25 protein-coding genes and 1 pseudogene are annotated in these 25,615 nt (G+C 35.0%); 15 read left to right on the top strand and 11 right to left on the bottom strand.

Annotated features, from left to right (window positions below; all coding sequences use genetic code 11):
• The first annotated feature begins 12 nt into the window (after positions 1-12).
• Genes FHP05_RS08300 through FHP05_RS08280 form a run of 5 tightly spaced genes read left to right on the top strand, consistent with a single transcriptional unit; the run spans position 13 to position 4,503 of the window.
• On the top strand, positions 13-2,088 hold the full coding sequence (locus tag FHP05_RS08300) for an ATP-binding cassette domain-containing protein (protein ID WP_147666979.1): 2,076 nt from the start codon (positions 13-15) through the stop codon (positions 2,086-2,088).
• A gap of 27 nt (positions 2,089-2,115) precedes the next feature.
• Positions 2,116-2,514: a hypothetical protein gene (locus FHP05_RS08295; protein ID WP_147666977.1), complete on the top strand. Its 399-nt coding sequence runs from the start codon at positions 2,116-2,118 to the stop codon at positions 2,512-2,514.
• An 11-nt stretch (positions 2,515-2,525) separates the two neighbouring features.
• Positions 2,526-3,419, top strand: coding sequence for an ABC transporter ATP-binding protein (locus FHP05_RS08290; protein ID WP_191126294.1), 894 nt, complete (start codon positions 2,526-2,528; stop codon positions 3,417-3,419).
• Positions 3,420-3,475: 56 nt separating this feature from the next.
• Positions 3,476-4,090 (top strand): hypothetical protein, encoded by a 615-nt coding sequence (locus FHP05_RS08285; protein ID WP_147666973.1) that lies wholly within the window; start codon positions 3,476-3,478, stop codon positions 4,088-4,090.
• Positions 4,091-4,095: 5 nt separating this feature from the next.
• Positions 4,096-4,503, top strand: coding sequence for a thioredoxin family protein (locus FHP05_RS08280; RefSeq protein WP_147666972.1), 408 nt, complete (start codon positions 4,096-4,098; stop codon positions 4,501-4,503).
• 59 nt (positions 4,504-4,562) lie between these two features.
• Here FHP05_RS08280 and FHP05_RS08275 read toward each other — a convergent pair whose 3' ends face one another.
• The 7 genes from FHP05_RS08275 to FHP05_RS08245 form a co-directional block, all read right to left on the bottom strand.
• On the bottom strand, positions 4,563-5,147 hold the full coding sequence (locus FHP05_RS08275; protein ID WP_191126293.1) for a DedA family protein: 585 nt from the start codon (positions 5,145-5,147) through the stop codon (positions 4,563-4,565).
• Positions 5,148-5,869: 722 nt separating this feature from the next.
• Complete coding sequence (locus FHP05_RS08270; RefSeq protein WP_147666968.1) at positions 5,870-7,039, bottom strand: IS256 family transposase; 1,170 nt, start codon at positions 7,037-7,039, stop codon at positions 5,870-5,872.
• Between the two features lie 89 nt (positions 7,040-7,128).
• On the bottom strand, positions 7,129-7,524 hold the full coding sequence (locus FHP05_RS08265) for a hypothetical protein (protein WP_147666967.1): 396 nt from the start codon (positions 7,522-7,524) through the stop codon (positions 7,129-7,131).
• A gap of 71 nt (positions 7,525-7,595) precedes the next feature.
• Entirely contained in the window at positions 7,596-8,531 is a 936-nt protein-coding gene (locus FHP05_RS08260; RefSeq protein ID WP_147666965.1) for a nuclease-related domain-containing protein, read from the bottom strand.
• 192 nt (positions 8,532-8,723) lie between these two features.
• On the bottom strand, positions 8,724-8,909 hold the full coding sequence (locus tag FHP05_RS08255; RefSeq protein WP_147666963.1) for a FeoB-associated Cys-rich membrane protein: 186 nt from the start codon (positions 8,907-8,909) through the stop codon (positions 8,724-8,726).
• 18 nt (positions 8,910-8,927) lie between these two features.
• The gene (feoB, locus tag FHP05_RS08250) at positions 8,928-10,934 is read right to left on the bottom strand and encodes a ferrous iron transport protein B (RefSeq protein ID WP_147666961.1); all 2,007 of its coding nucleotides are present in this window, start codon (positions 10,932-10,934) and stop codon (positions 8,928-8,930) included.
• Positions 10,931-11,158, bottom strand: a complete 228-nt coding sequence (locus tag FHP05_RS08245; protein WP_147666959.1) for a FeoA family protein — start codon at positions 11,156-11,158, stop codon at positions 10,931-10,933. The genes feoB and FHP05_RS08245 overlap by 4 nt, the downstream gene beginning before the upstream one ends.
• 538 nt (positions 11,159-11,696) lie before the next feature.
• Here FHP05_RS08245 and FHP05_RS15565 point away from each other — a divergent pair.
• Positions 11,697-11,861 (top strand): annotated as a pseudogene (locus tag FHP05_RS15565) (IS5/IS1182 family transposase); the annotation flags it as partial.
• Positions 11,862-11,910: 49 nt separating this feature from the next.
• Here the strand turns inward: FHP05_RS15565 and FHP05_RS08240 are convergent.
• Positions 11,911-13,401, bottom strand: a complete 1,491-nt coding sequence (locus tag FHP05_RS08240; protein ID WP_147666958.1) for an MDR family MFS transporter — start codon at positions 13,399-13,401, stop codon at positions 11,911-11,913.
• Positions 13,402-14,012: 611 nt separating this feature from the next.
• Between FHP05_RS08240 and FHP05_RS08235 the strand changes: the two genes are divergently transcribed.
• Entirely contained in the window at positions 14,013-14,702 is a 690-nt protein-coding gene (locus FHP05_RS08235; protein WP_147666956.1) for a YqeB family protein, read from the top strand.
• The gene (locus tag FHP05_RS08230) at positions 14,699-15,310 is read left to right on the top strand and encodes a TetR/AcrR family transcriptional regulator (RefSeq protein ID WP_230973963.1); all 612 of its coding nucleotides are present in this window, start codon (positions 14,699-14,701) and stop codon (positions 15,308-15,310) included. The genes FHP05_RS08235 and FHP05_RS08230 overlap by 4 nt, the downstream gene beginning before the upstream one ends.
• A gap of 125 nt (positions 15,311-15,435) precedes the next feature.
• Here the strand turns inward: FHP05_RS08230 and FHP05_RS08225 are convergent, their stop codons facing one another.
• Positions 15,436-15,972 (bottom strand): ribonuclease H-like YkuK family protein, encoded by a 537-nt coding sequence (locus FHP05_RS08225; RefSeq protein WP_147666954.1) that lies wholly within the window; start codon positions 15,970-15,972, stop codon positions 15,436-15,438.
• A 777-nt stretch (positions 15,973-16,749) separates the two neighbouring features.
• Between FHP05_RS08225 and FHP05_RS08220 the strand changes: the two genes are divergently transcribed.
• Positions 16,750-18,204 carry an Msr family ABC-F type ribosomal protection protein gene (locus FHP05_RS08220; RefSeq protein WP_147666951.1) on the top strand — a complete coding sequence of 485 codons (1,455 nt, stop codon included), beginning with the start codon at positions 16,750-16,752 and terminating at the stop codon, positions 18,202-18,204.
• 62 nt (positions 18,205-18,266) lie between these two features.
• Here the strand turns inward: FHP05_RS08220 and FHP05_RS08215 are convergent, their stop codons facing one another.
• Positions 18,267-19,106, bottom strand: coding sequence for a nucleotidyltransferase domain-containing protein (locus FHP05_RS08215; RefSeq protein WP_147666949.1), 840 nt, complete (start codon positions 19,104-19,106; stop codon positions 18,267-18,269).
• A gap of 20 nt (positions 19,107-19,126) precedes the next feature.
• A complete protein-coding gene (locus tag FHP05_RS08210) occupies positions 19,127-19,720 on the bottom strand; it encodes a TetR/AcrR family transcriptional regulator (RefSeq protein WP_147666947.1) in 594 nt (197 codons plus the stop codon).
• A gap of 176 nt (positions 19,721-19,896) precedes the next feature.
• Here FHP05_RS08210 and FHP05_RS08205 point away from each other — a divergent pair, with 176 nt between their 5' ends.
• From FHP05_RS08205 to brnQ, 6 genes are all read left to right on the top strand, one after another.
• The gene (locus tag FHP05_RS08205) at positions 19,897-20,802 is read left to right on the top strand and encodes an ABC transporter ATP-binding protein (RefSeq protein WP_147666945.1); all 906 of its coding nucleotides are present in this window, start codon (positions 19,897-19,899) and stop codon (positions 20,800-20,802) included.
• Positions 20,802-22,403: an ABC transporter permease gene (locus FHP05_RS08200; protein WP_147666943.1), complete on the top strand. Its 1,602-nt coding sequence runs from the start codon at positions 20,802-20,804 to the stop codon at positions 22,401-22,403. The genes FHP05_RS08205 and FHP05_RS08200 overlap by 1 nt, the downstream gene beginning before the upstream one ends.
• A gap of 74 nt (positions 22,404-22,477) precedes the next feature.
• Positions 22,478-22,711 carry a hypothetical protein gene (locus tag FHP05_RS08195; RefSeq protein ID WP_147666941.1) on the top strand — a complete coding sequence of 78 codons (234 nt, stop codon included), beginning with the start codon at positions 22,478-22,480 and terminating at the stop codon, positions 22,709-22,711.
• A 71-nt stretch (positions 22,712-22,782) separates the two neighbouring features.
• Complete coding sequence (locus tag FHP05_RS08190; protein WP_147666939.1) at positions 22,783-22,965, top strand: hypothetical protein; 183 nt, start codon at positions 22,783-22,785, stop codon at positions 22,963-22,965.
• 255 nt (positions 22,966-23,220) lie between these two features.
• A complete protein-coding gene (locus FHP05_RS08185; protein ID WP_147666937.1) occupies positions 23,221-23,853 on the top strand; it encodes a YqjF family protein in 633 nt (210 codons plus the stop codon).
• A 322-nt stretch (positions 23,854-24,175) separates the two neighbouring features.
• Complete coding sequence (gene brnQ / locus FHP05_RS08180; RefSeq protein ID WP_147666935.1) at positions 24,176-25,552, top strand: branched-chain amino acid transport system II carrier protein; 1,377 nt, start codon at positions 24,176-24,178, stop codon at positions 25,550-25,552.
• The last annotated feature ends 63 nt before the right edge of the window (positions 25,553-25,615 follow it).

The following is a 25,615-nucleotide window of genomic DNA, read 5'->3' as shown; positions in this document are numbered from 1 at the left end:
GGGGGGGATTTCATGTTTTACCATAATATGCAGGATAGGGAAAATGATTGTGGATTGGCAGTGATTATCACTGTTTTACAACAACTAGGATTGAAAAAAGTAAATTTAAATACAATAAAAGATTATTTAACAAAGGATATCGAACAAGGACTTTCTTTAAAAAATATTATAGATGTTTTTAGTGAATTCTCATTAACCACTGGGGCATATGAAATTGAAAATCAAGCAGTATTTAAAGAACTTGAAACACCTTTTATTGCGATGGTCCGGAATAAAGGATTACCCCACTATGTGGTGGTTCATCAAATAAAAGGAAACCATATAACCATATCCAATCCTGCAAAATCAGAAGTAATAAGTTTGGAAAAGGGGGAATTCTTCAAGGACTTCTTAGATTACATTGTTTTGATAGAAGATAAAGAAAAAGTGAAAGAACCACCAACACCTAAAAAACAAGATTTTCTAACATCATTTTATGACCAAGTGATGGAACATGTGCCACTAAAGACAAAATTAATAGTGATTCTTTTTTCCCTGTTGAAATTTATGATTCCAATCTTAATTATTATTGGTTTTCAATATATTATCTTATTCCAAGTAGAAGAAATTACGCTGTACCGGCTTCTACTGTATATGAGTCTTTCGTTATCATTCCTTACGATATATTATTTTGTCAACCAATATAATTTACAAATAAAACGGAATATAGAAGAGAAAATGCAAGAAACCATGGTGCTCATGTATTATCAAAATATCCTCTTAAATAAAGAAAAATATGAAGATGAAAATCAAGTCATCGGTTCGTTTTGGAATATTTTATTAGCTGTACCTGGGATTGTACAGAAATTCTACTTTAAAGTAGATTTTATAAATACGATCATTTTCTTTCTGCTTATTGGATTTATAAATATCTATTTAGCTCTTTTTTCGCTTTTGATGTTATTTATCTTTGTTTTTATGTTAAAAATGAATATGAAGGAGATTCATCAGTTTCAAAAGGGCTTTGTGATGGAAGTGAATCGATTTGGTGCCTCCATAATGGAAACCATTCACTCCTTGCTTGATATACAAGTGTTTAAAAAGAAAGATGAATCTGCCCAATTTATTAAAAATAGTGTCAATGATTATGCCACAGCCAAAAAGAAAATTGAAAAAGCTGAATCAAATATTTCCATCATACATGATTTATTTGTTTATTTCATGATCATCGGTGGATTTATGTTTTATCTTATTGCGTTTATGCTTCATTTAAATGTGTCAATTATGTTGTTATTTCTAGGATTGTTTTTACTGTTTATGTTAGCTGCCAATTCCAAAAGCACTTTTAACATATGGTTGGAACATGAAAAAAGTAAAGTTTCGATTGAATACTTACAACATGATAGAAAGGAAATGAGCCATATTACGAAAAAGTCGGAAACTAGAATAGATATGGAGAACATAAGGGATATTAAACTGGAAAATATCACGAAAAAATTCGCTGACAATCCAGTATTAGAAAATATCCATTTACATCTATCTAGTGGTGAAATCATTGGCATAAAGGGAAATAACGGCAGTGGGAAAACAACATTATTAAAAATTTTTGCAGGATTAATAACTCCAGATTCCGGGAATATCATTATTAATAACGAACAAAAGCTCTCCACCCTTGAAGATACAACAATCCTTCATCATGTTATGTTATATCATCCAGAATTTCACGTGTACAACAACACTGTTGAAAATAATTACCTCTACAATGTTTTTGATTCCAAGGAAGATACTAGAGTAAATCAGCGGGAATTCCATTTTCCATTGGAGTTACCGAATCATTATGTCGTTTCATCCGATGCAAGGAATATTTCGCTTGGACAGAAGAATAAAATATTATTAAGCAGGTCGTTACATGTGGACCGAGATATTTATTTATTTGATGAACCAACTGCTAGCCTAGATATGAAAACAAGAGAGATATTTATTCAAAATGTGAACCGTTTAGCCAAGAAGGAGAATAAAATAGTTGTTGTCGTATCACATGATTCATTCCTATTGGATCATTGTGACAAGGTCATACAGATGGAAGATTCAAAAGAAGTAGAACACTAGTTATCTAGGAGTAAGGAGAAACGTCGTATGAATAAAAGGAAAACAAGGCTTTTATTTATTTCCATTATATGTGGAACCATGCTTATCGTCTTATTTATTTCAGTAAATCAAGGAAAAGTGAGAATAGGTTTTGGGGAAAAAGAACAAATAGAATTAGGTGTCGGGAATTATAATGCGATAGCAAATGGTATTAAGGGAGAATATGCGATTATTGCCATTTCTGGCAATGGAAATGTTTTTATAAAAGGGGAGAGGAAACAGGAATTATCATTGGACGATGCATTATATATAGATGTGCAAAATAGGGCTCCTCAAGTTTTAAATCAAGTTCTTTATGAAGAAGGGGAAAAAGTAGAGATTCATAAAGAAGATATCGTCATTGTTGAGGGGGATGAATCCTTTAAAATACGACTTATTAAAAGATAGGGGAATTGCTCGTGTTACAGTTGGAAAATGTAGGTAAAACCTATGCTGGAAAAGATGCATTATCAGCGATTGATTTATCCATTGAATCTGGTGAATTTATTGGGTTAATTGGCGTAAATGGTGCAGGAAAAAGTACATTATTAAAAATAATTTCAGGACTGATTTCGAACTTTACTGGTAATTTAGTTTGGAAAGGGAAAAAAATTACCAACGATGAACAACGCTTATCATTGTTAAAAGATACAAAGGCATTAATAGAAACACCACAATTTTATCCGAATTTATCTGGTATCGATAATTTAATCTATTTCACCCAATTAGATGGGGCATATTCTAATGAAAAAGTGGTCAATGCTTTACAATTTGTTGGTCTTTTTGAAGTAAAAGATAAACCATTTAAGCAATACTCTTTAGGCATGAAGCAAAAACTAGGCTTAGCGAGAATCTTTTCAACAGACTGTTCTTTCATCATTTTAGATGAACCATTTCATGGATTGGATCCTAAATCAAAAGAGGAAATCAAACAAATCTTAATTAAGTTATACCAAAAAGGCAAGACATTGCTTGTATCTAGCCATCTATTAGAGGATCTTTCTGAACTATCTAATCGGGTGATATATTTAGAAAACGGCAAACTAAAAAAGAATATTACGTGGAAGAATGATAGAGAATTTATATATGAAATAAATGTTCAAGTGGGTGATAAAGGAATACAAACTATTCAAACCTTGAAGAAGCAATATCAACTTACATATCGTAACGATCAATTAATTATAAAAATAGAGCGTGAAAAATTACCCATTTTTTTAAAGCAATTAATGGCTGAAAATATAACTTTTTATGAGGTTGTTGATATCACAAAAACATTGCAAAGATATTTTGAAGATAGGAAAGATGTCGTTTGAAAATAAAAATACTCAAAAGTGAATGGATGAGGTACAGGAAAAGCAGATTTTATTATGTGTATTTCATAACGTTAATCATATTACCATTTTTGTTAAAACAATTGAATCCAGAGAACATGGATGAAACATTTATTTTAACCATTATTACATTAACTATTACCGTTCTTGCTGCAGTTGAAATCCCAAGGCTAATGGAATCTGGAATTATCCGGACGATTTTTTTAAGCAATATTGCAAGAAGTCACTTTTATCGGAGCCAATCATTAAAATATGTCGTCATCTTTATTTTATCTTACCTCATTGGGATGACTTCCTTGAAAATAGCATTTCTGGATAACGTAAGTTGGAAGTGGATTTTGGAAAGGTTTTGGGTTTATTTCATTATTACGGTTGTATATATGTTATTTGCTCAATGGATTAGCATTATTTTTCAACGGACAGTAGAATCACTGATGAGTTGTTTACTCCTTTTATATGTGGCTACACCTGTCTTAAACTCTTATTTTAAAGCGGCTGAATTCTATCAGAAGTTACCATTTTTATATTTGGAACCAAAAAATATGCTTACGCTAGATATAGTTTCAATATGGTACAGTAGTTTACTCCTTATTTTTTGTGGGGCTGTTTTTCTTTACCTAGGTATTCGAAAAGTAAAAAGATTGGAGGTGTGACAATAATGAAAAAGCATGCTTTGTTCCTTTTTGCATTAATCATTGCTATCGGACTGAGCATTGTCTTTATTTTAACAACCGTAGATTCGGATAAAAAGGAGACAGCATTTGCGAAAGCTACAAAAGATCGGATTGAACAACGAATCGCAAACGAAGAGGAAATGATCCTATATTTCGGTAGAGATACGTGCATGGCTTGCCGGGAATTCCAACCAATTTTGAATGAAGCTATCCAAAAGACAAACAACGAAAGTGTTTATTATTTGGATATGGATAATCTTCAAAATAAGGAAATAGCAGATAAATACGGGGTGGACAGAACACCTACTTTGCTTGTATTTAGTAAAGATGATATCGAAAAATACGAAGGGGTAAAAAATCTAGACACAACCATAGACATTTTAAGTGAATAAGAGTGAGTTGAAAGCTTGTCAAAGTATTTATAGGAACCCATTTGATAAGCTTTTTTTATTTATCCGCTGTTCTTTTTTCTCTGATTGAAACGAAGAAATAAAAAAATAGTTATGATCACTACCACAGCAATTAATATATACCCATAAATACTAAATGATTGGAGATGTTGTTGTAATACCTCATAATTACCGTGGAAATAATCACCTAAAATAATAACAAGATATGACCACGGGAAAATTCCTAAAAACGTTAATGCGAAATACTTAAATAGGTGCACATTACTAATACCAGCCACATAAGAAATATAATTTCCAACACCAAATGGCCGCGAGATAGCAATACTCCATATCCCATAACGATGAAAAATAGAGATTCCCTTTTTAATACCTTTTCTCAATCTGGTTGGTAAATATTCTTCCAATTTTAAGCCAATAAAATAAGGAATCAGGCTAGCAATACTATAAAAAATACTCATTCCTAAAGCTATAAAAATGGTCTCTATATAACCAGGAGCAATAATATATCCATATGAAAATACAATAATAATTCCCGGAAATGGTAAGGATGCCCCCTCTAAAAACATAACAACAAATAAACCAGGGATGCCAATTGAACTAAGCCATTCCAGAAATTGCTGAATCATTAAGGACCCCCCTACACCAAAATGCATCTTCATGCTTAAACACATTCCTAATTTCCCCTTAAATTTAAAAAATATCCTCATATTAGCAGAAAGTGCGTGGTTGTAGAGATGCGATTCATATGTACAGGTCCAAATGAAAGACGAATGCTATAACGCGTGGTACTGCCGCGTGCCCGAAAAAGCGCAAATCCCGAAAACCAGTAACGCTGGCCGCCGCCGCGTGCCCGAAAAAGCTAAAATCCGGAAAACCGGTAACGCTGGCCGCCGCCGCGTGCCCGAAAAAGCGTAAATCCGGAAAACCGGTAACGGTAGACGCTGCCGCGTACCCGAAAAAGCGTAAATCCGGAAAACCGGTAACGGTGGCCGCCGCCGCGTGCCCGAGAAAGCGGAAATCCCGAAAACCGGTAACGGTGTGGCCGAGTCAAGTCTCTTATTCTGTGTAAATTCCATTTCAATGTTTTAACCAAATAATAAGAAATATGATAATAAAAAGGAATATAATCAGCCACAGCGGAGCTGCTTGCCATTGCTGGTAGTGTCCGAATCTTAGTGTTCGATGGAAGGGGGCGGGGCCCCACCATCGAATGCTTAGATTCGATTTGTCCGTGTTACCATAAAAAGCAGGTGAGCCTTATAGGCTTTATTTCTGCCGAACCTGCGAGTAATTCAAAACACGGACAAAAACTACCTGCAATGGTGGCGTGTATGATATACCATTCATATTAAAATTGAATGTATTTTTTGTTGCCTGTATCTAGTGTTTCTTCGTAATCCATTAAGACTGCACCAATTAAACGAAATTCGGATTGTTGATTAGGAAAAATACGAACAACTCTTTCCCGTCGTCTAATTTCCGAATTAATTCGCTCTAGTACATTTGTAGTCCGAATATGCTTATGGGTACTTTGGGGTTCTACGTAATATTGAATGGCATCTTCGAATCCCTCATCCAATTTTTCAATAGCTTTATGATATTTGGAATTACCTTCGTATGTTGTAATAAACTCTTCTTTTAATTCCCAAGATATTTTACTATTAGGAGCCCTAAATATACTTTTTACTAGTTCTCGTGCGTCTTGTGAGTTCTTTTTTGGCATAACATCTAAGATATTTTTAATGAAGTGAACTGTGCAACGTTGCCAAGTAGAACCAACAAATTTTTCCATTATCGCAACTTTAAGACCTTGATGGGCATCAGAAATTACTAGGCGTGGGGATTTTAATCCACGGAAAATAAGGTACTCAAAGAACTTAATCCAATTCTCTTTTGACTCGGCATGATCAATTCTTAAACCAATGATTTCACGCTTTCCCTTATCATTAACACCTAATGCGATATAGACAGCTTTAGAAACAACTCTCTCATATTCCCTGATTTTAATATACATGGCGTCCACATAGATATAACGATAGTTATTAGTGTTTAATGGTTGACTGGACCACTCATTTACGATGGGATCAAGTTTTTTAGTTAGATTCGATACTAGAGATTTGGAAACTTTTTTACCACATAATTGTTCTACAATATTTGTTACCTTACGTGTGGAAACACCATTTATTACCATTTCAGTCATCGAGAGTAGTAACGCTTGGTCACACCGTTGATATTTTTCAAAGATACTGGTAGAGAACTCTCCACTTCGAGTTCGTGGTACTTTTAAATTGATTGTTCCTATATTAAGAATCATTTCCCTCTCATAGTATCCATTCCTGTAATCATGCCTGTTTTCTGTTCTATCGTATGATTGATTTTTCATGTAGTCATCACGTTCTTTTTCCATGAATTCATTTAAAATAACGACTATTGAAGATTTAATTACTTCATTCAGATCAGACCTTACAACTTCCCCTTTGATTTTATCGAAATCTAATGTAAAATTAATTTGAGTCATTTCCAATTCCTCCTGACAATATTTTTGGGTTAAAAACATTGTACCAGGAATTGGGGTGGCTCATTCTCTTTTTACACAATTATATAGACTTAATCGGTGGCCGCCGCCGCGTGCCCGAGAAAGCGGAAATCCCGAAAACCAGTAACGGTGGCCGCCGCCGCGTGCCCGAAAAAGCGTAAATCCGGAAAACCGGTAACGCTGGACACTGCCGCGTGCCCGAAAAAGCGTAAATCCGGAAAACCGGTAACGGTGGACACTGCCGCATGCCCGAAAAAGCAAAAATCCGGAAAACCGGTAACGCTGGATGCTGCCGCGTGCCCGAAAAAGCGTAAATCCGGAAAACCGGTAACGGTGGCCGCTGCCGCGTGCCCGAAAAAGCGTAAATCCGAAAAAACGGTAACGGTGGCCGTCGCCGCATGCCCGAAAAAGCGCAAATCCGGAAAACCGGTAACGCTGGACACTGCCGCATGCCCGAAAAAGCGCAAACACTTCTGTTTCCCAAAAAAAATCAGCCACAATGCGATCTATTGTGGCTGTAATATAAGCATGGTAATTATTAATCATCAGATTTGAAAATGTAGTAGGTGTATCTTGATTTATTAATCATTTTTAAATTTTTCAAAAGGATATTTCTAATTATTTTTTTAGAGACAGTCTCTTTACACCATTCATAAATAGTGCTTGTTGTGATATCCTGATCTGGAAATAGGGTATGAAACTCTTTTACACTCCGCATAATTGCTGATTCAACGGCTTCTTCATTATCACAATTAGCGCATATTAGTTTTTTATAATTAATAAGGCTTAAAAAAGAGTTGCATGTATTACAAATGATTCCTTTCTCCAATTGTTCATAATCATAATGCGGTAATTGTTCATAGGAGGATTTTTCATTGTGCAACTTTAAAAATTGCCGAAGTAGTTTTATATCTTTTTCTGTTTGTTTGAATGTGGGAATATTTATTTTCCTAAAAAAGCGCCGAAGCTGTGTTGGTAAGATAATGGGGAGATTCATGTGAGCCTGGTATAATGTGAATTCCTGGTTGATGAAGACGACATAAGATTCGATTTTATAATTATAACTTAGTTTTTGAAGTAATTGTCGAAGTAAGTATTCACTTCGTTTAAGTTGTAGCAATGGATCTCTAATTTCCTGTTTTGTTTCGACGGTATACCAATTATCTTTTTGAATGTAAAAATCACCTTCATAATTCTTTACTTCAAATAGGAGGACTTTTTCTTGGTAAATCAGCAGACTATCAATTTGAAATTCAGTATTATTCACTTTTAGTAGTAGATCATTAAGAATAATAGTCTTCGGTGGAAGTTCCTTTTTTAATAAATTACAAAATTTACGTTCACCCATATATCCTTTATACAGATTATTATAGCTACGTTTTTCTAGATCAGTTAAAATTACTCGAGGGTTTAAAAATTGTAGAATTTGAAGTTTTGTTGGTGGGGTGGGAGCGGTAAAATATTCAATAGTCATCTAATCTTCCTTTCTATTAAATTATATTTGCAGGTAAGCTATCACAATAATAGTATGAAAATTTTAAATATAATTCAAGAAAACATACATAACATTCGTCTTGTTTCGTTTTATCGTACTTTCCTCCATATATTAAAAAGTAAAAAACTCCCTTAAGGTAATATCTTTATACCTAGAGGGAGTACACTTTATTTATCGTTCATCCATTGTGTAATTGTTGCGATGCATATCTGTCTTTTCTGAATCACAAGGAGTATTGCAAACACTTTTTAATTCACATGTAGCACATTTTCCCTTCTTACTCTTCTGGACAAAGCGAAAGAGGGTCCAACCAGCATATCCGAAAATCAATACTCCTAGTAAAATATTAATTAGCATGTATATACTACCCCTTTTCTATGAAAATCCAAGAATTTTTCCGCCCTGATAAATAATAAAAACGAGTATATAAGCAATGACAAGTCCATATACAATTGATAAGGTCATCCATTTCTTGGAATTTGTTTCTTTACGAATTACCGCAACAGTGGCTAGACATGGTACATATAGAAGAATAAAAACCATAAAGGCGTAAGCAGATAATGGTGTGAATTGTCCAGCCATAAAACCTTGTAATTGTGCTTCTGGTACAAAATAAATAATACTCATGGATGCTACAACAACTTCTTTAGCAAGAAAACCTGTTAAAAGTGATGCAGCGGCTTGCCATGTTCCAAAACCAAGTGGTACGAGAAGTGGTGCGATGACTCCACCAATCATAGCGAGAAAACTATCATCCATTGCTACATTAATCCCTGATGGTCCAGTGTAGGCAAGAAGCCAAATAAGAACAGAACCTCCAAAAATATATGTTCCTGCTTTTCGTACAAAACCTTTTCCTTTTTCCCATGTTGATCGCCATAAAGTACGCATTTGTGGCATTCGATATGGTGGTAATTCAACGAAAAACATCGATTTCTCCTGTTTGAGAATAGTTGATGAAAGGAATTTAGCCAATGCCAATGCAACCACAATTCCTAAAACATACATTGAAAGTACAATGAGTGCTTGGTGTTCAGCAAAAAATGCACCAGCAAATAAAGCATAGACAGGTAAACGTGCAGAACAGGACATAAATGGTGTCAGCATCACGGTCAATAGCCGTTCTTTCGGCTGTTCTACAGTCCTTGCTGCCATCACCCCTGGAACATTACAACCAAATCCAATAATTAATGGGATAAAAGCTTTCCCATTTAAACCGATACTTTCCATGATTTTGTCCATAATGACAGCAACACGTGCCATATATCCAGAGTCTTCTAATAAAGATATAAAAAAGAACAGGATGAATATTTGCGGAACAAAGACTAAAACACCACCGACACCTGCTACAATACCCTTTAAAATTAAATCCTTGATAAAAGTACTTGCTCCAACAGCCTCTAAGCCTGCTGTCAGCCAATTGGTAAGTGGACCACCAATAAATGCATCTAATCCATCAGAAAGTGGAGTTCCTAGCCAATTAAAGGTAAGCATAAACATCAGATACATGAGTCCTAAAAAGATAGGAATCCCTAAAAATCGATTCGTTACGATACGATCTACAATATCTGTTAGTGTTTCCTTCGCATGGATTTTTACTTCACAAGAAGCATCTATGATATTTTGAATAAACTTATCCCGTACATCTGCAATGTGATGTTGTGTAGATTTAGCTACTTTTTCTTCTTTTAATGTTCTATCTGCTTCTTTTGCAATTATCTTTAATTCACTGTCACTAGATTCCAGTTGTTTCATCATTTCAGAATTGCCTTCTAAATACTGGATGGCCATCCATCGCTTTGGGATACCATTACATTCTGGAATCAAGTCTTTCATTTTTTTAATTGTCTCTTCCAGTATTGGCCCGTAATCCAATCTTAATGGATCAATCATTTCTTTCTCTTCACTAGCAATGCAATTATTTAATCTTTCACACCCTTGTCCTGTTCTTGCTATGATAGGAATGACTGGTACTTTTAACTCTTTTGATAATTGATTTGAATCAATATGAATTCCGCGTTGCCGGGCAACATCCATCATATTCAGTCCAATAGTAATTGGTCTTCCGAGTTCTAAAAGCTGTACCGTTAGATTTAGATTTCGTTTCAGTTGGGAAGCATCTACAATATTTAATATCTCTGTAAATGATTCATTTACTAAAAAATTGGTCACAACACTTTCATCTTGTGAAAGGGGACTTAGTGTATAAATTCCGGGTAAATCAATAAGCTTCCCTTGTTTATTACGCATTTCTCCTATCTTTTTTTCAACGGTTACACCACTCCAATTTCCAACATATGCATAGGATCCTGTTAGGGCATTGAATAATGATGTTTTTCCTGTATTCGGGTTACCTAATAATGCGATTTGTGAAGTATTCATTTTGCTTTCACCTTAATCTTTTCAGCTTCTTCTTTTCGGATACTAATACATTGTCCACATGATTCAATGACATATGGACCACCAAAAGGTAATTTTCGTTTCACATAAATTTCTTTATTTTCCTTCATCCCGAGCTGAAAAAACCTTAAACGAATTAATTCATCTACATTGGAATAATCAATTACTTTAGCTTTTTCACCTTGTTTTAAATCTGATAAAATCATGCTGCTACCTCCAAAATTTCACGATATTGAAAATCATTCTCAATAGCTATATATTCATTATATTCCTATCCATCGAATTTTCATTATAAAATTGTGTCGAAATTATGATAACTGTATTATAAAACAGTTATCTATAGTGCAAAAGTAGTATTCATAATCAAATAAAAAGGGTCTGGGACAAAACCCCAGTAAATGTAAAAAAAGAAGTTCGGTAGTCCATCTTAAGATGGAATCACTGAACTTCTTTTTATTTTAATTTACTGAGTCAATTTCACAATGAAAAACATTCTTCCGTCCATACATTAGGTCTTGCTAACAACTTCGCTGACTTGCACTATAGGCGGCTGGTTTCCGTGGGCACGGCTTCAGTCTCCTCGGAAGAAAACCCCTTCTTGCGGGGTCTTCAGACTCGTGCTATTCCCGCAGGAGTCAGCCGCCTTTCATTCCAGTCAACTATATGGAAAATTAACCCAAATATTTAAATTTATAGTAAAGTTTGATAAAATTTTACGAGATAATAACTATTGGAAGTGTCCTTATGTTTAAATATTATCCCATGGGATCAAATTGTTTTACCGGTAGATTTAGAAATAAAATTACAAAGAAATGATACTGCTATGCCGTGAATGATGTAGTGGAAAATATCCCAGAAAAAGCATCCGCTAATTTTATGCGTGACACAGGTTGTCTTACTTATCATCCTTAGATGATGATGATGAAAATTATTCTTCGTGCCTATACACAAATTTTTTCTATTTTTCTTCTTCTTGTTCTGGAGATTCCTTCATTTCTTTTGGTACGGCACGATAAACAAAGAACGCCAGAATTACTGCTACAATGGACATTGCAAAAGCAATGAAATAAACAAGTTCAACACCTGCAACCATCGCCAAATCCATTGTCACAGGGTCTGTTGGATTATCCGCATTTTGCAAAAAACGTAATTGACGTGCATTCATAATACTAATGAAAACAGAAACACCGATCGCACCAGCGACAGGCTGTAGTGTTGACATAACAGCTGTTCCATGTGGGTATAGCTGTTTCGGTAACTGATTTAAACCGTTTGTCTGTGCAGGCATCATGATTGCCGACACAGATAACATGAGTAAAATATATCCAATAATAACAACCCATAATGGTGTATCCATATTCAAGCGGCTCATCATAAACATCGTTCCACTTAACACAATTGTTGCAGGAATCATTAACACGCGTGGGCCGAATTTATCAAAAAGATGTCCCATAAATGGTGACATGGCTCCATTTAGAATACTCCCAGGTAAAAGGACAAGCCCTGCAGTAGCAGCTGTTAGAGCTAATGGTCCTTGCATATAAATTGGTAAAATAATCTCAGAAGCAAACATAGCCATAATGATAATTAAAAACATAGATACCGCATGTACATACATCGGATATTTAAAAACTCTTAAGTTCATGATCGGTTCTTCTAATTTTAATTGTCTCATGGCAAATAAAATAATCCCGATTACCCCAGCAGTAATAGCAATATACACATTTGGACTAAGAAATCCTGCTTCACTTTCTCCTGCAGCACTGAATCCGTAAATCGTTGCCCCAAATCCAATCGTTGAAAAGATAATTGACAATATATCAATTTTGGGCTTTGTTACCTCAGAAACATTTACTAAAAATTTATAGGCAAATGCAATGGAGAACAATGCGAATGGAATGACCGTTATAAATAAAAATCGCCAGCCTAAATATTCAACAATGATCCCTGATAATGTCGGTCCAATAGCAGGAGCAAACATGATGACAAGACCGACTAATCCCATTACTTTACCTCGTCGATCTGGTGGGAAAATTAATAAAAACACATTAAAAATAATTGGCATAAGTAAACCTGTTCCAATTGCCTGTGTAAGTCTCCCAACTAATAAGATTGGGAAAGTCGGCGCAAGTGCACTAATCGTTGTTCCAATGGTGAAGACCGTCATTGTTCCAATAAATAACTGTCTCGTTGTAAACCATTGTAGTAGCAATGCGGAAACTGGTATGACAATTCCCATCACTAACATGAAACCTGTTGCCATCCATTGTACAGTTGGTAACGTAATGTGAAACTCTTCCATTAATGTTGTCAAGGCAATATTTAGTAATGTCTCATTTAAGATCGCAAAAAAGGCTCCAATAATTAGGGAAAGCATGATTGGCAGTACTTTTACATTGGGGTCATCAACTAAAAATTCATATTTCTTTGGTTTGTTATTGTTATTCATTTATACAATTTCTCCTTTTCAATGGACTCTTCTAAAGATATAACTGTAAAGTAAGCGGAAAGTAGGAATGTTGGTGAAAGAAAGAGAAGTGTCACGGCAGAATTTTAAAATACAAAAAGAAGGAGATACGCCTCCTTCTCTCTATCCGTTCCTATAGAGTTTTTAAAATAGACAGACCCATTCCGAATACCCTACCCATAAGTAGAGTCCTTTGTTATTTAATTGGCAAAAAAGTTAATCGGAATTTGCTGTATACCATTTTAAAAACCTCCATGATTTTAGTAGAAAGTAATCATATCACTCCTATTATGTATTTACAATCATTTTCCACAAAATAAGTAAAAATTTTATCGCAGTTTAACTGGCTGTAAGACCTCCACATCAAGAAATTGAGATACCCAAGAGTTATAAGTGGAGGATCAACAGCCAGTAAAGGCCCGATTTGTTCAACTAACAATCAGCGGGAGATAAAGAAACCTCCCCCTGATTGAAGTTTCACTTTATTGTCCTTAAAATTGGAAAATGTTATAATATTGATTGGTTAATCAATAAATTAATTACATAATCAAAATACATCCATTGTAATTTGACTTTGAAGGAGTGAACATGAAATGAATAGTGAAACAGTTCTTGGTGGATTCTCCAAAGGGGATAAAGGGGTAACTATATTTCTTTTCGCAGCTATTGGTGGTGTCATCGGGTGGTTTTTACCGACGATTGCGGGTTGGTTGTTAAAATTACCATTTATACCTATGGAAGGTCTGTTTGAATGGATAGCAACAACAGATAATCAACTCATCACCATCATTACACCAATTGTAGGTGCTCTTGCTGGAATCGCCTTAGCATTATATGCGTTTTACGAAGCACTTACAATCACTGTTACTGATGAAGAGATTAAACTGAATAGCAAACAAAAGGAAAAGGTGATCCAGAAGCAGGATATATCGACTATATTTTTAGATGGAAAACACCTTGTCATTCTTGGGAAAGATGATCGTGAGTTATTTCGGGGAGAGCATGAGGAGAAGAAAAAAGTAATCTCAGAAACTTTTCAGGATTATGGATATGCTTGGTCGAATTCGGATCCGCTTGAAGAAAAATACAAAAGATGGGTTCCTGATCATCCCGATTTTCCGAATCATGTCAATGCACTACTTGCAGCAAGAGAAAGGGCCTTAGAAGAAGATGATGAAGAAGAGGTGAAAATCCTTCGTAAAGACTTGGCTGATATTGGAGTTTATATTCGCGATAAAAACGAACGTCAATATGTAAGAATAAGTCAGGGTGGTCATACGTGAAAAAGGAAAAACAAACCTTTATTGCGGAAGCAAGAAGAAAGCAAATTATGGAAGCAGCCATACAAACATTAGATGAAATCGGGTTTGTGAAGGCGAGTCTGACACAAATTGCTAAAAGAGCAGGAATTAGTACAGCACTTATATCCTATCACTTTAAAGACAAATTTGATTTAATGAATCATTTACTTGTGAAATTGATGGAAGACTCCATATCTTTTATTTTGAAAAAAACTCGTCAGGAAAATACGATTGAAAAGCAGCTTAGCGCATTCATTATGGCGAGTCTAGAATATCAATATACACATTCAGAAAGAAATACAGCGTTAATTGAAATAGTTTTTAATGCAAGAACAGCTGAGAATGTTCCATACTATAAAATAAATGAAGAAGATGATGTAAACCCTCTTTTGGAAGAACTGAAGCGTATTTTAAGAGAGGGTCAGGATAATGGTGTTTTTGGTGATTTTCAAGTGGAAATCATGGCTACTATTATTCAAGGATCCATTGGAGAATATATGTTTAACCCACAGCTTACTAAAAATGTTAATTGGAAAACATATGGTCATGAACTTGTAAATATGTTTGAAAGGATTGTTAAGAAAAGTTAAGAAAAGCAAGGAAAATATAATGAAAAATTAAGATCCTTTTCTACAAAAGAGTGGTCCCATTTGTGAAGTGATGTATTTTACTTTACAGAAACCCCATTCTTCATGGAATAATATATATACCTTCTTTACTTTGTGTAACGGTTTGCATAACTGGAAGCAACAAGGGCGTTTGGTTTAATCTTTGGCTCCACACCAATGCTCTCCATTCTTGTCATCATTTCTTTAACAAATTTACGTGTTTTATTCTTTTTTTCGGCCCCAATGTCAATATGGCCTTCCATTGTAAATGTGGCCCCATGATAAAGGTAAGGGAGGACGATATTGGTTAGTTGCTTTTTCCTTTCCTCAGTAAATAGGGAAACTATCTCTTCAGATAAAGACATTTCATAGGAAATCTTTTCTTTTAGATGTATCATTTTTCTGGGGATGACTACTTTTCTTATACAAGCCCAAACACCATTTCCTTTATTCTGGATGACAATTCCTGTTATAAAAACGGTATTTTTCTGATGAACTTGAGAATCTGTTCCAACCATTAGCCGGTAGTTACCGTTAGGGTGTGATTGCATAAATTGTACAATATGTTTAAAAACTTGATCAAATGACATCTGATCTTCTTGAAGATTTTGAAATTGATAATAGTCGTCTGGATAGTTTTTCATATTTGAATGTCCACTTCCTTTACCAATTAATATTTGTCCCTACTCATAGATTATGTAGTAAAAAAATAAATAGTGCAAAAATTTAAATGTTACACTCATGATTTCAATACATTCAAATGAGGCTTTAAGTTACTTGTTTCACTAATTAAATTCTTAGACCAACTGCTATTTACTTTTGACTTTTTATCAGGGGAAACTTATAATTATCATTGTGATATACTTTTAGATTTTAAGGAGGATTATAAAAAATGACACATGGAATGAGACTTCGTTTCCCTACTTTGAACTAGTAATTGAATAGGTTCAAAGACTCTGTTTGTGTATGCAGAGTAACGGGATTAGTCTGTCCTTTTTTATTATCTTCATTTTAAATATGATTATGTAAAGGAAGGTGGATTGACTTGCCTTTCTTTTTTTATTAATTGCGTATTAACTAGCTATAGACCTCCACTTCAAGAGATCGAGATACTTTAAGAATTAGAAGTGGAGGATTAATAGCCAGTAAAGGTCCGATTCATTCAACTAATAATCAGTGAGAGATGAAGAAAACTCCCACAGATTGAAATTTCACTTTATTGATCGGTCCGTTTTCTAAGGATGTGCTTATTCCTTTTACTCTAAATCACAGGCAGATGTCTGTGATTTTGTTATTTTAAAAGGGAGGAAAAATCATGCAGTTTTTACTATTTTTTTGATACGAGCTTGTATGTAAAACAGAGCTCGTATCGATCCTAGCTATCGATACGAAATAAACAACTATTTCGGGAGGTAGCGAATATGGAAAAAATATGTTTTGAATTAGAAAATATTCATGTTACTTTTTTAGATAAAGAAATCTTGAAAATTGATCGGTTAGCTATTCACCAGTTTGACAGAATTGGGATTGTAGGTAAAAATGGAGCAGGAAAAAGTACGTTATTAAAATTGTTGGCAGGCACGATTCAACCAATAAAAGGAAAAGTGGAACGTCATGTAGATTATGGATATTTTGAGCAAATGGAAGCTCCTACAGGAAAAGAGGCTGATGCAGCATTACTTGGTAAATTAACTGTTCCACAAGAATCTGATAACTTAAGTGGTGGCGAACAAACGAAGCTGAAACTGGCACAATTGTTCACCAATTACTATGAAGCATTATTGATAGATGAGCCTACAACACATTTGGACCAAGATGGTATTTCATTCTTACTTGATGAATTACGCTATTACTACGGAGCACTTGTGTTAATTAGTCATGATCGTGCCGTCTTGGATGAACTTGTGACAACGATTTGGGAAGTTCAGGGCGGGGAAATTCATGTCTATTCTGGAAATTATAGTGATTATGTAACACAAAAGCAATGCGAACGTGAAAAACAAGAGAAGGAGCATGAGCAATTTTTAAAAGAAAAGAAACGTCTAGAAAAAGCTGCTGCTGAAAAAATGAAGAAAGCGAAAAAAATTGCCCAGGCTGGTAAAATGTCTAAAAATGATAGGAAGGCAAAGGCGAATCGGATGTTTGAAACGAAGTCAAAAGGTACTAGTCAAAAGTCGGTTCACCGTGCAGCAAAAGCAATTGAACAGAGAATGAGTCAATTAGAAGAAGTGGATGCTGTTCCAAGTGAAAGAAAAATTGTGTTCCGTCAATCGAAGGCATTAGAACTTCATAATAAGTTTCCTATTATGGCAGATCAATTAACACTTCAAATAAAAGATAATAAATTGTTGGATGAGGTCAATTTCCAATTCCCACTTGGTAAGAAAATAGCCATAACTGGTAACAATGGTAGTGGTAAAAGTACCTTACTTCATCATATTGCAAATCATGGGGAAGGCTTAACCATTTCGCCAAAAGCAGTAATGGGATATTTTCAGCAAATGAGTTATCAATTTTTAACGGATGAAACGGTATTACAATTTGTGAAAAACCGTTCCGAATATGATGAAGGATTTTTGCGAAGTGTTTTGCATATGATGCAATTTGTAGGAACTGATATTCAGAAAAATGTCCAGTCGATAAGTGGAGGAGAAGCAATTCGTCTCCAATTATGTCAACTCTTTTTAGGGGAGTATAATATTTTATTATTAGATGAGCCAACTAATTTCTTGGATATTCAAGCAATTGAAGCACTAGAAAAATTTATCACTGGATATGAGGGCACCGTTATTTTCATCACGCATGATAAAAAAATTATTGATCATGTAGCAGATGTAGAGTATAAAATTGATGGGAAAAAGCTGATTGAAATGTGATTTATTAAGAGGAAGCCGTCGAGCAAATCTTGACGGCTTTTTTAAAATAAGAAAAGACAAATTTATTGGCTCTCTAGTAATTTTTCTGTTTCGGAGTATAGCCTTCCCAGTATTTCAATACCATTTCTTGTGTTTTCTATATTAGAAGAAATCAATGTAATAACTTTATCTATGTTCTCTTTATATTCTTTAGGTTTTATCTGAAAGCTTTCTATCATATGAACTGCCTTTTTTTCATTAATGCAGTATTCTTCATTCAAAGCAAATAAGACTTGATTTAAACAAGAAATCGTTCTAAAACAATGTCCTGCAACATATGAAATATCATCTTTATCTATAGTATCTTTGGCGAACATAAGAGAAAAAGAAGCTTCAAACATAAAGTATTTGATGATTGTATCTTTTAATGGCTTCGGAAATGGACTTGTTTTCGCTTGTAAATGAGCAATTTTTTTTGTAGGGTCAACTAATATTTTACAGACAGAAATTTCTCCCATATACATGGCATTTAAATAAGCATGAGGGTGTCCAGCATGGTAATGTGTAGTGACGTTACCTAAGAGGCATTCATCAATAACACTTGAGACCCTGTTTATATCACGAAAAATAAGATCCACATGATATCCTGAAACAATAATCCACGCTCCACCATTAATCCACTCACCCCATTCGCCAAGTGACGAGACTAATTGTTCGCGATGTTCATCATCTAGCTTAGTAGCCACTTTACTGACTTCAGCCACATTAAATCCTTTAGCTTCATCATAATAAATACCGATATCAATGTCAGAAGTTTTAGAGTGAGTTCCCCTTGCTCTTGAACCACCTAAAACAACACCAACAACACCAGGTATTTCTTTTAGTTCATTGCTTACTTTATCGATTATATTTTGCACGGCCATGTATATCACTCCTTGAAAATTCAATCTTTCTCTTTTCCTGCGATTCCATAAAAAAATAATTTTGTAAGTTCTTCTGTAAAAGGTAGTATTTCCTTTGTTACATCCCCTTTCTGCATGTATTCCTTAAATATTTGAATGTAGAGTAAGATAGCTTCGTTGGATATATTGGGATTAATGTAGCCCTGTTCTCTTCCTTCCTTAAATAGGTCCATAAAACGGGGTAATGCTTTTTTGGTGTACATTTCTTCAATATAGTTGTTTCCACCTTCGTCTGTGTATTCCTTCATAAAATACTCAAAGAATTCCTGATTAATGTGATTTGCCTCCATTGTTTTATCAAAAATAACTTGTTTGATTTTATCTAGGAAGGGGGCATTGCTATCGAATAATTGCTCATATCCCTCCCAAACTTGATCAACATAAAAAATAATTACTTCATGTGCTAAATTATTTTTACTACCAAAATAATTATAAATCGTCACTTGGGACACGTTTGCTTTTTTCGCTATTTCTGTTACAGATACTCTTTGAACACCATATTTTTTAAATAAGGTAAGTGAAGCGTTTAATATATCTTCTTTCTTTTGTTGTTTACGTTTTTCAAAACCGTCCATTCCTTTCACCTCCACCTTAGTTTAATAAAACTTTTGTAATAAAACAATGTAAATAGTTCATAAACTATTGCTAAATACATTTGTTTTGTATATTATGAACTATATAAGTATAAATAGTTCATAATTATTAAGTGAGAGAGACCCGATTCATTAAAAAGAGAAGGGGAGGATGACATATGTCTATTTTAAAGACAACGAATTTAACGAAACGTTTTGGGAAATTTACCGCATTGGATGGTGTTAATATCGAAGTAAATGAAGGGGAAGTCTATGGATTTATTGGTCCAAATGGTGCTGGTAAGTCCACGACGATTCGAGTATTGCTTGGGATTTTAAAAGCAACAGAAGGGACTGCAGAAATTTTCGGGAAAGATGCTTGGTCAGATGCGGTGGAAATTCACAAACGTCTTGCCTATGTCCCTGGCGATGTCAATCTTTGGCCAAATTTAACCGGGGGAGAAGTCATTGATTTATTTGTAAAACTTAGGGGAGGAAACAATAAAAATAGACGGGAAGAACTGATTAAGAAATTTGATTTGGATCCAACAAAGAAATGCAGAACCTATTCAAAAGGAAATCGACAAAAAGTGGCCCTGGTTGCAGCCTTTTCATCTGATGCAGATTTATATATTTTAGATGAGCCAACTTCTGGTTTAGATCCATTAATGGAACAAGTTTTCCAAGAATGTGTAATAGAAGCGAAACAAGCAGGAAAAAGTGTTTTACTTTCCAGTCATATTTTATCTGAAGTGGAAAGATTATGTGACCAGGTAGGAATTATTCGTCAAGGGAAAATCATTGAAACTGGGTCTTTAGCTGAAATGCGTCATTTAACACGTACAAACCTACTTGTAGAAACGAAACAACCAATTATTTCTATACATGAATTAAAAGGTGTCCACGATGTCGTTCAAAAAGACAAGGCCATTTCATTTCAAGTGGATACAGAAGAATTGGATACAGTGATGAAACATGTAACTCAATTCGGTGTTGTGAAATTGGAAAGTGCACCCCCAACGTTGGAAGATTTATTTATGCGCCATTATGAAGATAACGATAGTGATGTAAGGAGAGGGTCTTGATGTGGGCTGCCATTTCAAAAAATACACTCGCTTTATCTAAATTAATCATAAGACTAGATCGTATACGTATTCCGTTATGGTTAATAGGTATCGTATTTTTCACAATCATGGTCCCAATTGCGTTTGATGACATGTATTCTTCGCAAAAAGAAAGAGATGTGATGGCAGAAACGATGGAGAACCCTGCCATGACAGCGATGGTAGGCCCTGGAAATTTGGAGAATTATACGATAGGTGCAATGACATCGCATCAGATGCTTCTATTAACAGCGGTTATCGTTGGACTCATGAGCATCTTACTCGTTACAAGGCATACACGGGCAACTGAAGAAGATGGCCGAATTGAAATGATTCGTTCATTGCCAGTAGGACGTCTAGCTAACGTTAATGCAACATTACTAGTTTTGGTAGTAATAAATATACTATTGGCGTTAATTTCTGGTCTCGGGTTATATGCGTTAGGAATAGAAAGTATGGATTTAGAAGGTTCTTTACTATATGGTGCTACTTTAGGTGCAACTGGAATAGTCTTTACTGGTATTACGGCTATTTTTGCACAGCTTTCTGAAAGTTCCAGGGGAGCAACAGGTTTCTCCATTGCCATACTTTTGATTGCTTATCTTGTTCGTGCAATAGGGGATGTGAGCAATGAAACATTATCATGGTTTTCTCCATTGGGCTGGGTAAGCCAAACAGAAGCCTATTCTACTAATAACTGGTGGCCTGTCGGTTTAATGATTGGTGTATCTATCATTCTATTTATACTAGCAAACTACTTGAATGCGATTCGTGATTTAGGTGCAGGATTTTTCCCATCCAAACCAGGAAAAAAACATGCTTCCATCTTTTTAAAAAGCCCGATTGGGTTAGCTCTTAGACTCCAGCGGACTGGAATGATTGCTTGGGCTATTGGATTATTTATATTAGGAATCTCTTATGGATCTGTTTTTGGTGATTTGGAATCCTTTTTTGAAGGGAATGACGTGTTGGAGCAGTTACTTGCAGAAAAAGAAGGCTATTCTCTGACAGAACAGTTTATTCCAATGTTAATGATTGTACTTAGTTTACTTGCTACCGTGCCACCATTAATGGCTATGTTGAAATTGAAAGGAGAAGAGGGGAAAAATCGTCTGGAGCACTTGTTTGCCAGAGCCGTTTCACGTAATAAAATGATGGGGAGTTATTTGATTATCGCCATCATCAATGGATTTATGATGCTTTCTTTAACAGCAATTGGTCTTTTCGCAGCAGCAAATGCAGTGATGGATGAGAGTTTCAATTTTGGAATGATTTATGGTGCTGCAATGGTATACTATCCAGCAATGCTTGTCATGATTGGCTTAGCAGTATTTTTGATAGGGGTATTACCAAAAGTAACAAGTTTCATATGGGCATATCTCACTTACTCCTTTCTCGTGTTATATCTTGGTGGCTTATTCGACTTTCCAGAATGGGTTGGTAAACTATCACCATTTGGATATATTCCACAGCTCCCTGTTGAAGAGATGCAGTGGTTACCGCTAGTTATTTTAACAGTAATTGCTTTTGTTCTTATGATAGTGGGTATGGTTGGATATAACAAACGCGATATCGACGGTTAATCTAGCAACGAGAAATAAGGATTTTGGTCGCCCATATTAGATGATACAGCAGAAAACCGGTCAACCAAAATGAGATGGATGCCCGTAAACGAAGAAAACATGTAAAACCGGTCACCCAACATGAATTGGATGCCCGCAAAAGAAGAAAACATGTAAAACCGGTCAACCAAAATGAGATGGATGCCCGCAAAAGTGGAAAACATGTAAAACGGGTCAACCAAATGAAATGGATGCCCGCAAAAGCGGAAAATCATGAAAATCGGTCACCCAACATGAATTGGATGCCCGCAAAAGAAGAAAACATGTAAAATCGGTCACCCAACATGAAATGGATGCCCGCAAAAGAGGAAAATCATGAAAATCGGTCAACCAAAATGAAATGGATGCCCGCAAAAGAAGAAAACATGTAAAATCGGTCACCCAACATGAAATGGATGCCCGCAAAAGAGGAAAACATGTAAGATCGGTCATCCAAAATGAGATGGATGCCCGCAAAAGAGGAAAACATATAAAATCGGTCATCCAAAATGAAATGGATGCCCGCAAAAGTGGAAAATCATGAAAATCGGTCATCCAAAATGAAATGGATGCCCGCAAAAGAAGAAAACATGTAAAATCGGGCATCCAACTTTTTGATTGGAATGTATTAAATAATATGGGCCGTGTCAGGGGATACTAAAATTCAAAGTCGTGATTAAAGGAGATTTTTATTATGCATAAGGCATTTTTAGAAACGAAGCGGCGTCCTTTTCCTTTACCAGAACGACCTTGGGTGATGACACAAACTTGGCATCATTTACTTTTTTGCCATTGACCGATAGAAAAAGAAGTTATTCAAGAGCTCCTTCCACCCGAACTCGAACTGGATACATATCGAGGAAAGGCGTGGCTAGGAGTAGTACCTTTTAAAGTGAAAAATATGCGAATGAGAGGACTGCCTAGAGTCCCTTATCTTCATACAGTTCTTCAAGTAAATATCCGAACCTATGTTACTTATAAGGGAATATCAGGTATTTATTTTCTGACAATAGATGCGAATAAGCGTTTGGCTGTATGGGGGGCACGAATAGGGGCTCTCTTGCCATATCGAAAAGCGAGCATGAGAATGACAACGAGAAAAGATGGAATCCACTTTCAGAGTGTTTCAAGGGAACTCAATCAAGATAAGGAAAAACTTGATATTCTATATCATCCAGTTTCAAATGCATACACTCCTTCATTAAATAGTTTGGAAAACTGGCTATTTGAGCGTTATTGCTTTTTTGTCGTTCATCATAAAAAGGTTTATCGCGGAGATATCCATCATGATCGCTGGCAAGTCAAGCGTGCAGATGTGAAAATAAACCATCTTCCAACCAACTTTAGATTTTCAAGTATTCAAAATGAACCATTATGCCATTATACTCGAAAAAAACAAGCATTTGCTTGGATACTTAAGCGAATCCATTGATTACTGTACCGTCTGCTTCATACTTACAAATTGGTTAATACAGAACTGAAATCTAAAATCTTTTTTCTTCTATTATAGTATGTTATTGGAAGGAGAATTTAGAGGACAGTTTAAATGATAGAATAAGTCTATGTTACTTTCCCCTTATAAAAAAATATGTGGAGGTGCTTCTAAAATAGAAGCACCATTTTTAGTGTTTAAATAATTTTCACAAAATTATGTCGTAATATATTGCATTTTGCGAAAAATGATAGTATGATAGGTTTTACTAATATATTGCATATCAGATAAAATACGAATATATATTCCAAAGGAGCATTCTATGAAGAACAAACTATCATTTTCATCGTACATCATTATAGGGCTGATGTTATTTGCGTTATTTTTTGGAGCAGGGAATCTGATTTTTCCTGCACAACTTGGTCAAAATGCTGGGTCGAATCTTTGGCCAGCTATCTTTGGATTCTTGATTACAGGAGTTGGATTGCCATTACTTGGAATCTTGGCGATGAGTTTTTCTAAAAGTAATGATTTACAGGAACTGGCAAGTAGGATTCATCCAATTTATGCAGTCTTTTTCACTTCATTACTTTACTTAACAATTGGTCCTTTTTTTGCATCACCAAGGACAGGGACTGTTGCATATGAGGTAGGTATTGCACCATTTGTAGGTGAGGGTTTTCAGCAAGGTGGTTTATTCATTTTTACATTGTTTTTCTTTGGTATTACACTTTTGTTTTCATTGAAACCTAATAAATTAGTAAATAATATAGGAAGGATTTTAGCACCAGGTATCGTTATTCTTCTTGGAATTCTCTTAATTTTGGCTATTTTGAAACCGATGGGGGCAATTCAACCACCACAAGAAGCCTTTTTGAATGGTCCATTTATACAAGGATTCCTAGAAGGATATAATACAATGGATGCACTTGCCTCGCTTGTTTTTGGAATAATAGTCATTAAGGCAATTCGTTCATTTGGTGTAACTTCAAGAAATGGGATTCTCTTAGCAACTGCAAAATCAGGAGTTGTCGCGATTGTATTGCTTGGAATTATTTATATAGGAATTGCCTATTTAGGTGCAACGAGTACGGAAATGTTTGGTATATTTTCAAACGGTGGCCCAGTACTTAGTAGTGCTGCATCCCATTATTTAGGAACATTTGGTTCAGTTATCTTAGCGATTATTATGACACTCGCTTGTTTAACTACTAGTATTGGATTAACCGTTGCTTGTGCAGAATACTTTCAGACATTATTTCCAAAAATCAGCTATAAAAAATTTGCCATATTTTTTTCTGTACTAACATTTGTAATTGCTAACTTTGGATTGACGAACATTATTACGTATTCTGTACCTGTTTTAATGTTTCTTTATCCACTTGCTATTGTTCTAATGCTTTTGACATTTCTTTCACCATTGTTTAATCATTCACGAATCGTGTACATTTTAGCAACCTTTAGTACGTTTATGATTAGTATTTTTGATGGTTTAAAGGCATTATGTGATTCCATTGGTATTGATTACTTTGCTTGGATGACTCCATTTGTGTCGTTTTATGAACAAGCATTGCCATTATATACCAAAGGGCTTGGCTGGTTTATCCCAGCACTAGTCATTATTGCAGTTTCTAGTTTAATCGTACTTATCCAAAAAGTATTTGTTACGAATACAAAGGAAAATATGGAAGTACATTAAAAAATGCTATAATTTCATACAAATCATGAAAGTAAAATCGCATGAAATCAATTTTATTAACTT

Source organism: Cerasibacillus terrae, from assembly GCF_008039555.1.
GTDB lineage: Bacteria > Bacillota > Bacilli > Bacillales > Amphibacillaceae > Cerasibacillus > Cerasibacillus terrae.
This window is presented reverse-complemented; position numbering and strand designations above follow the sequence as displayed.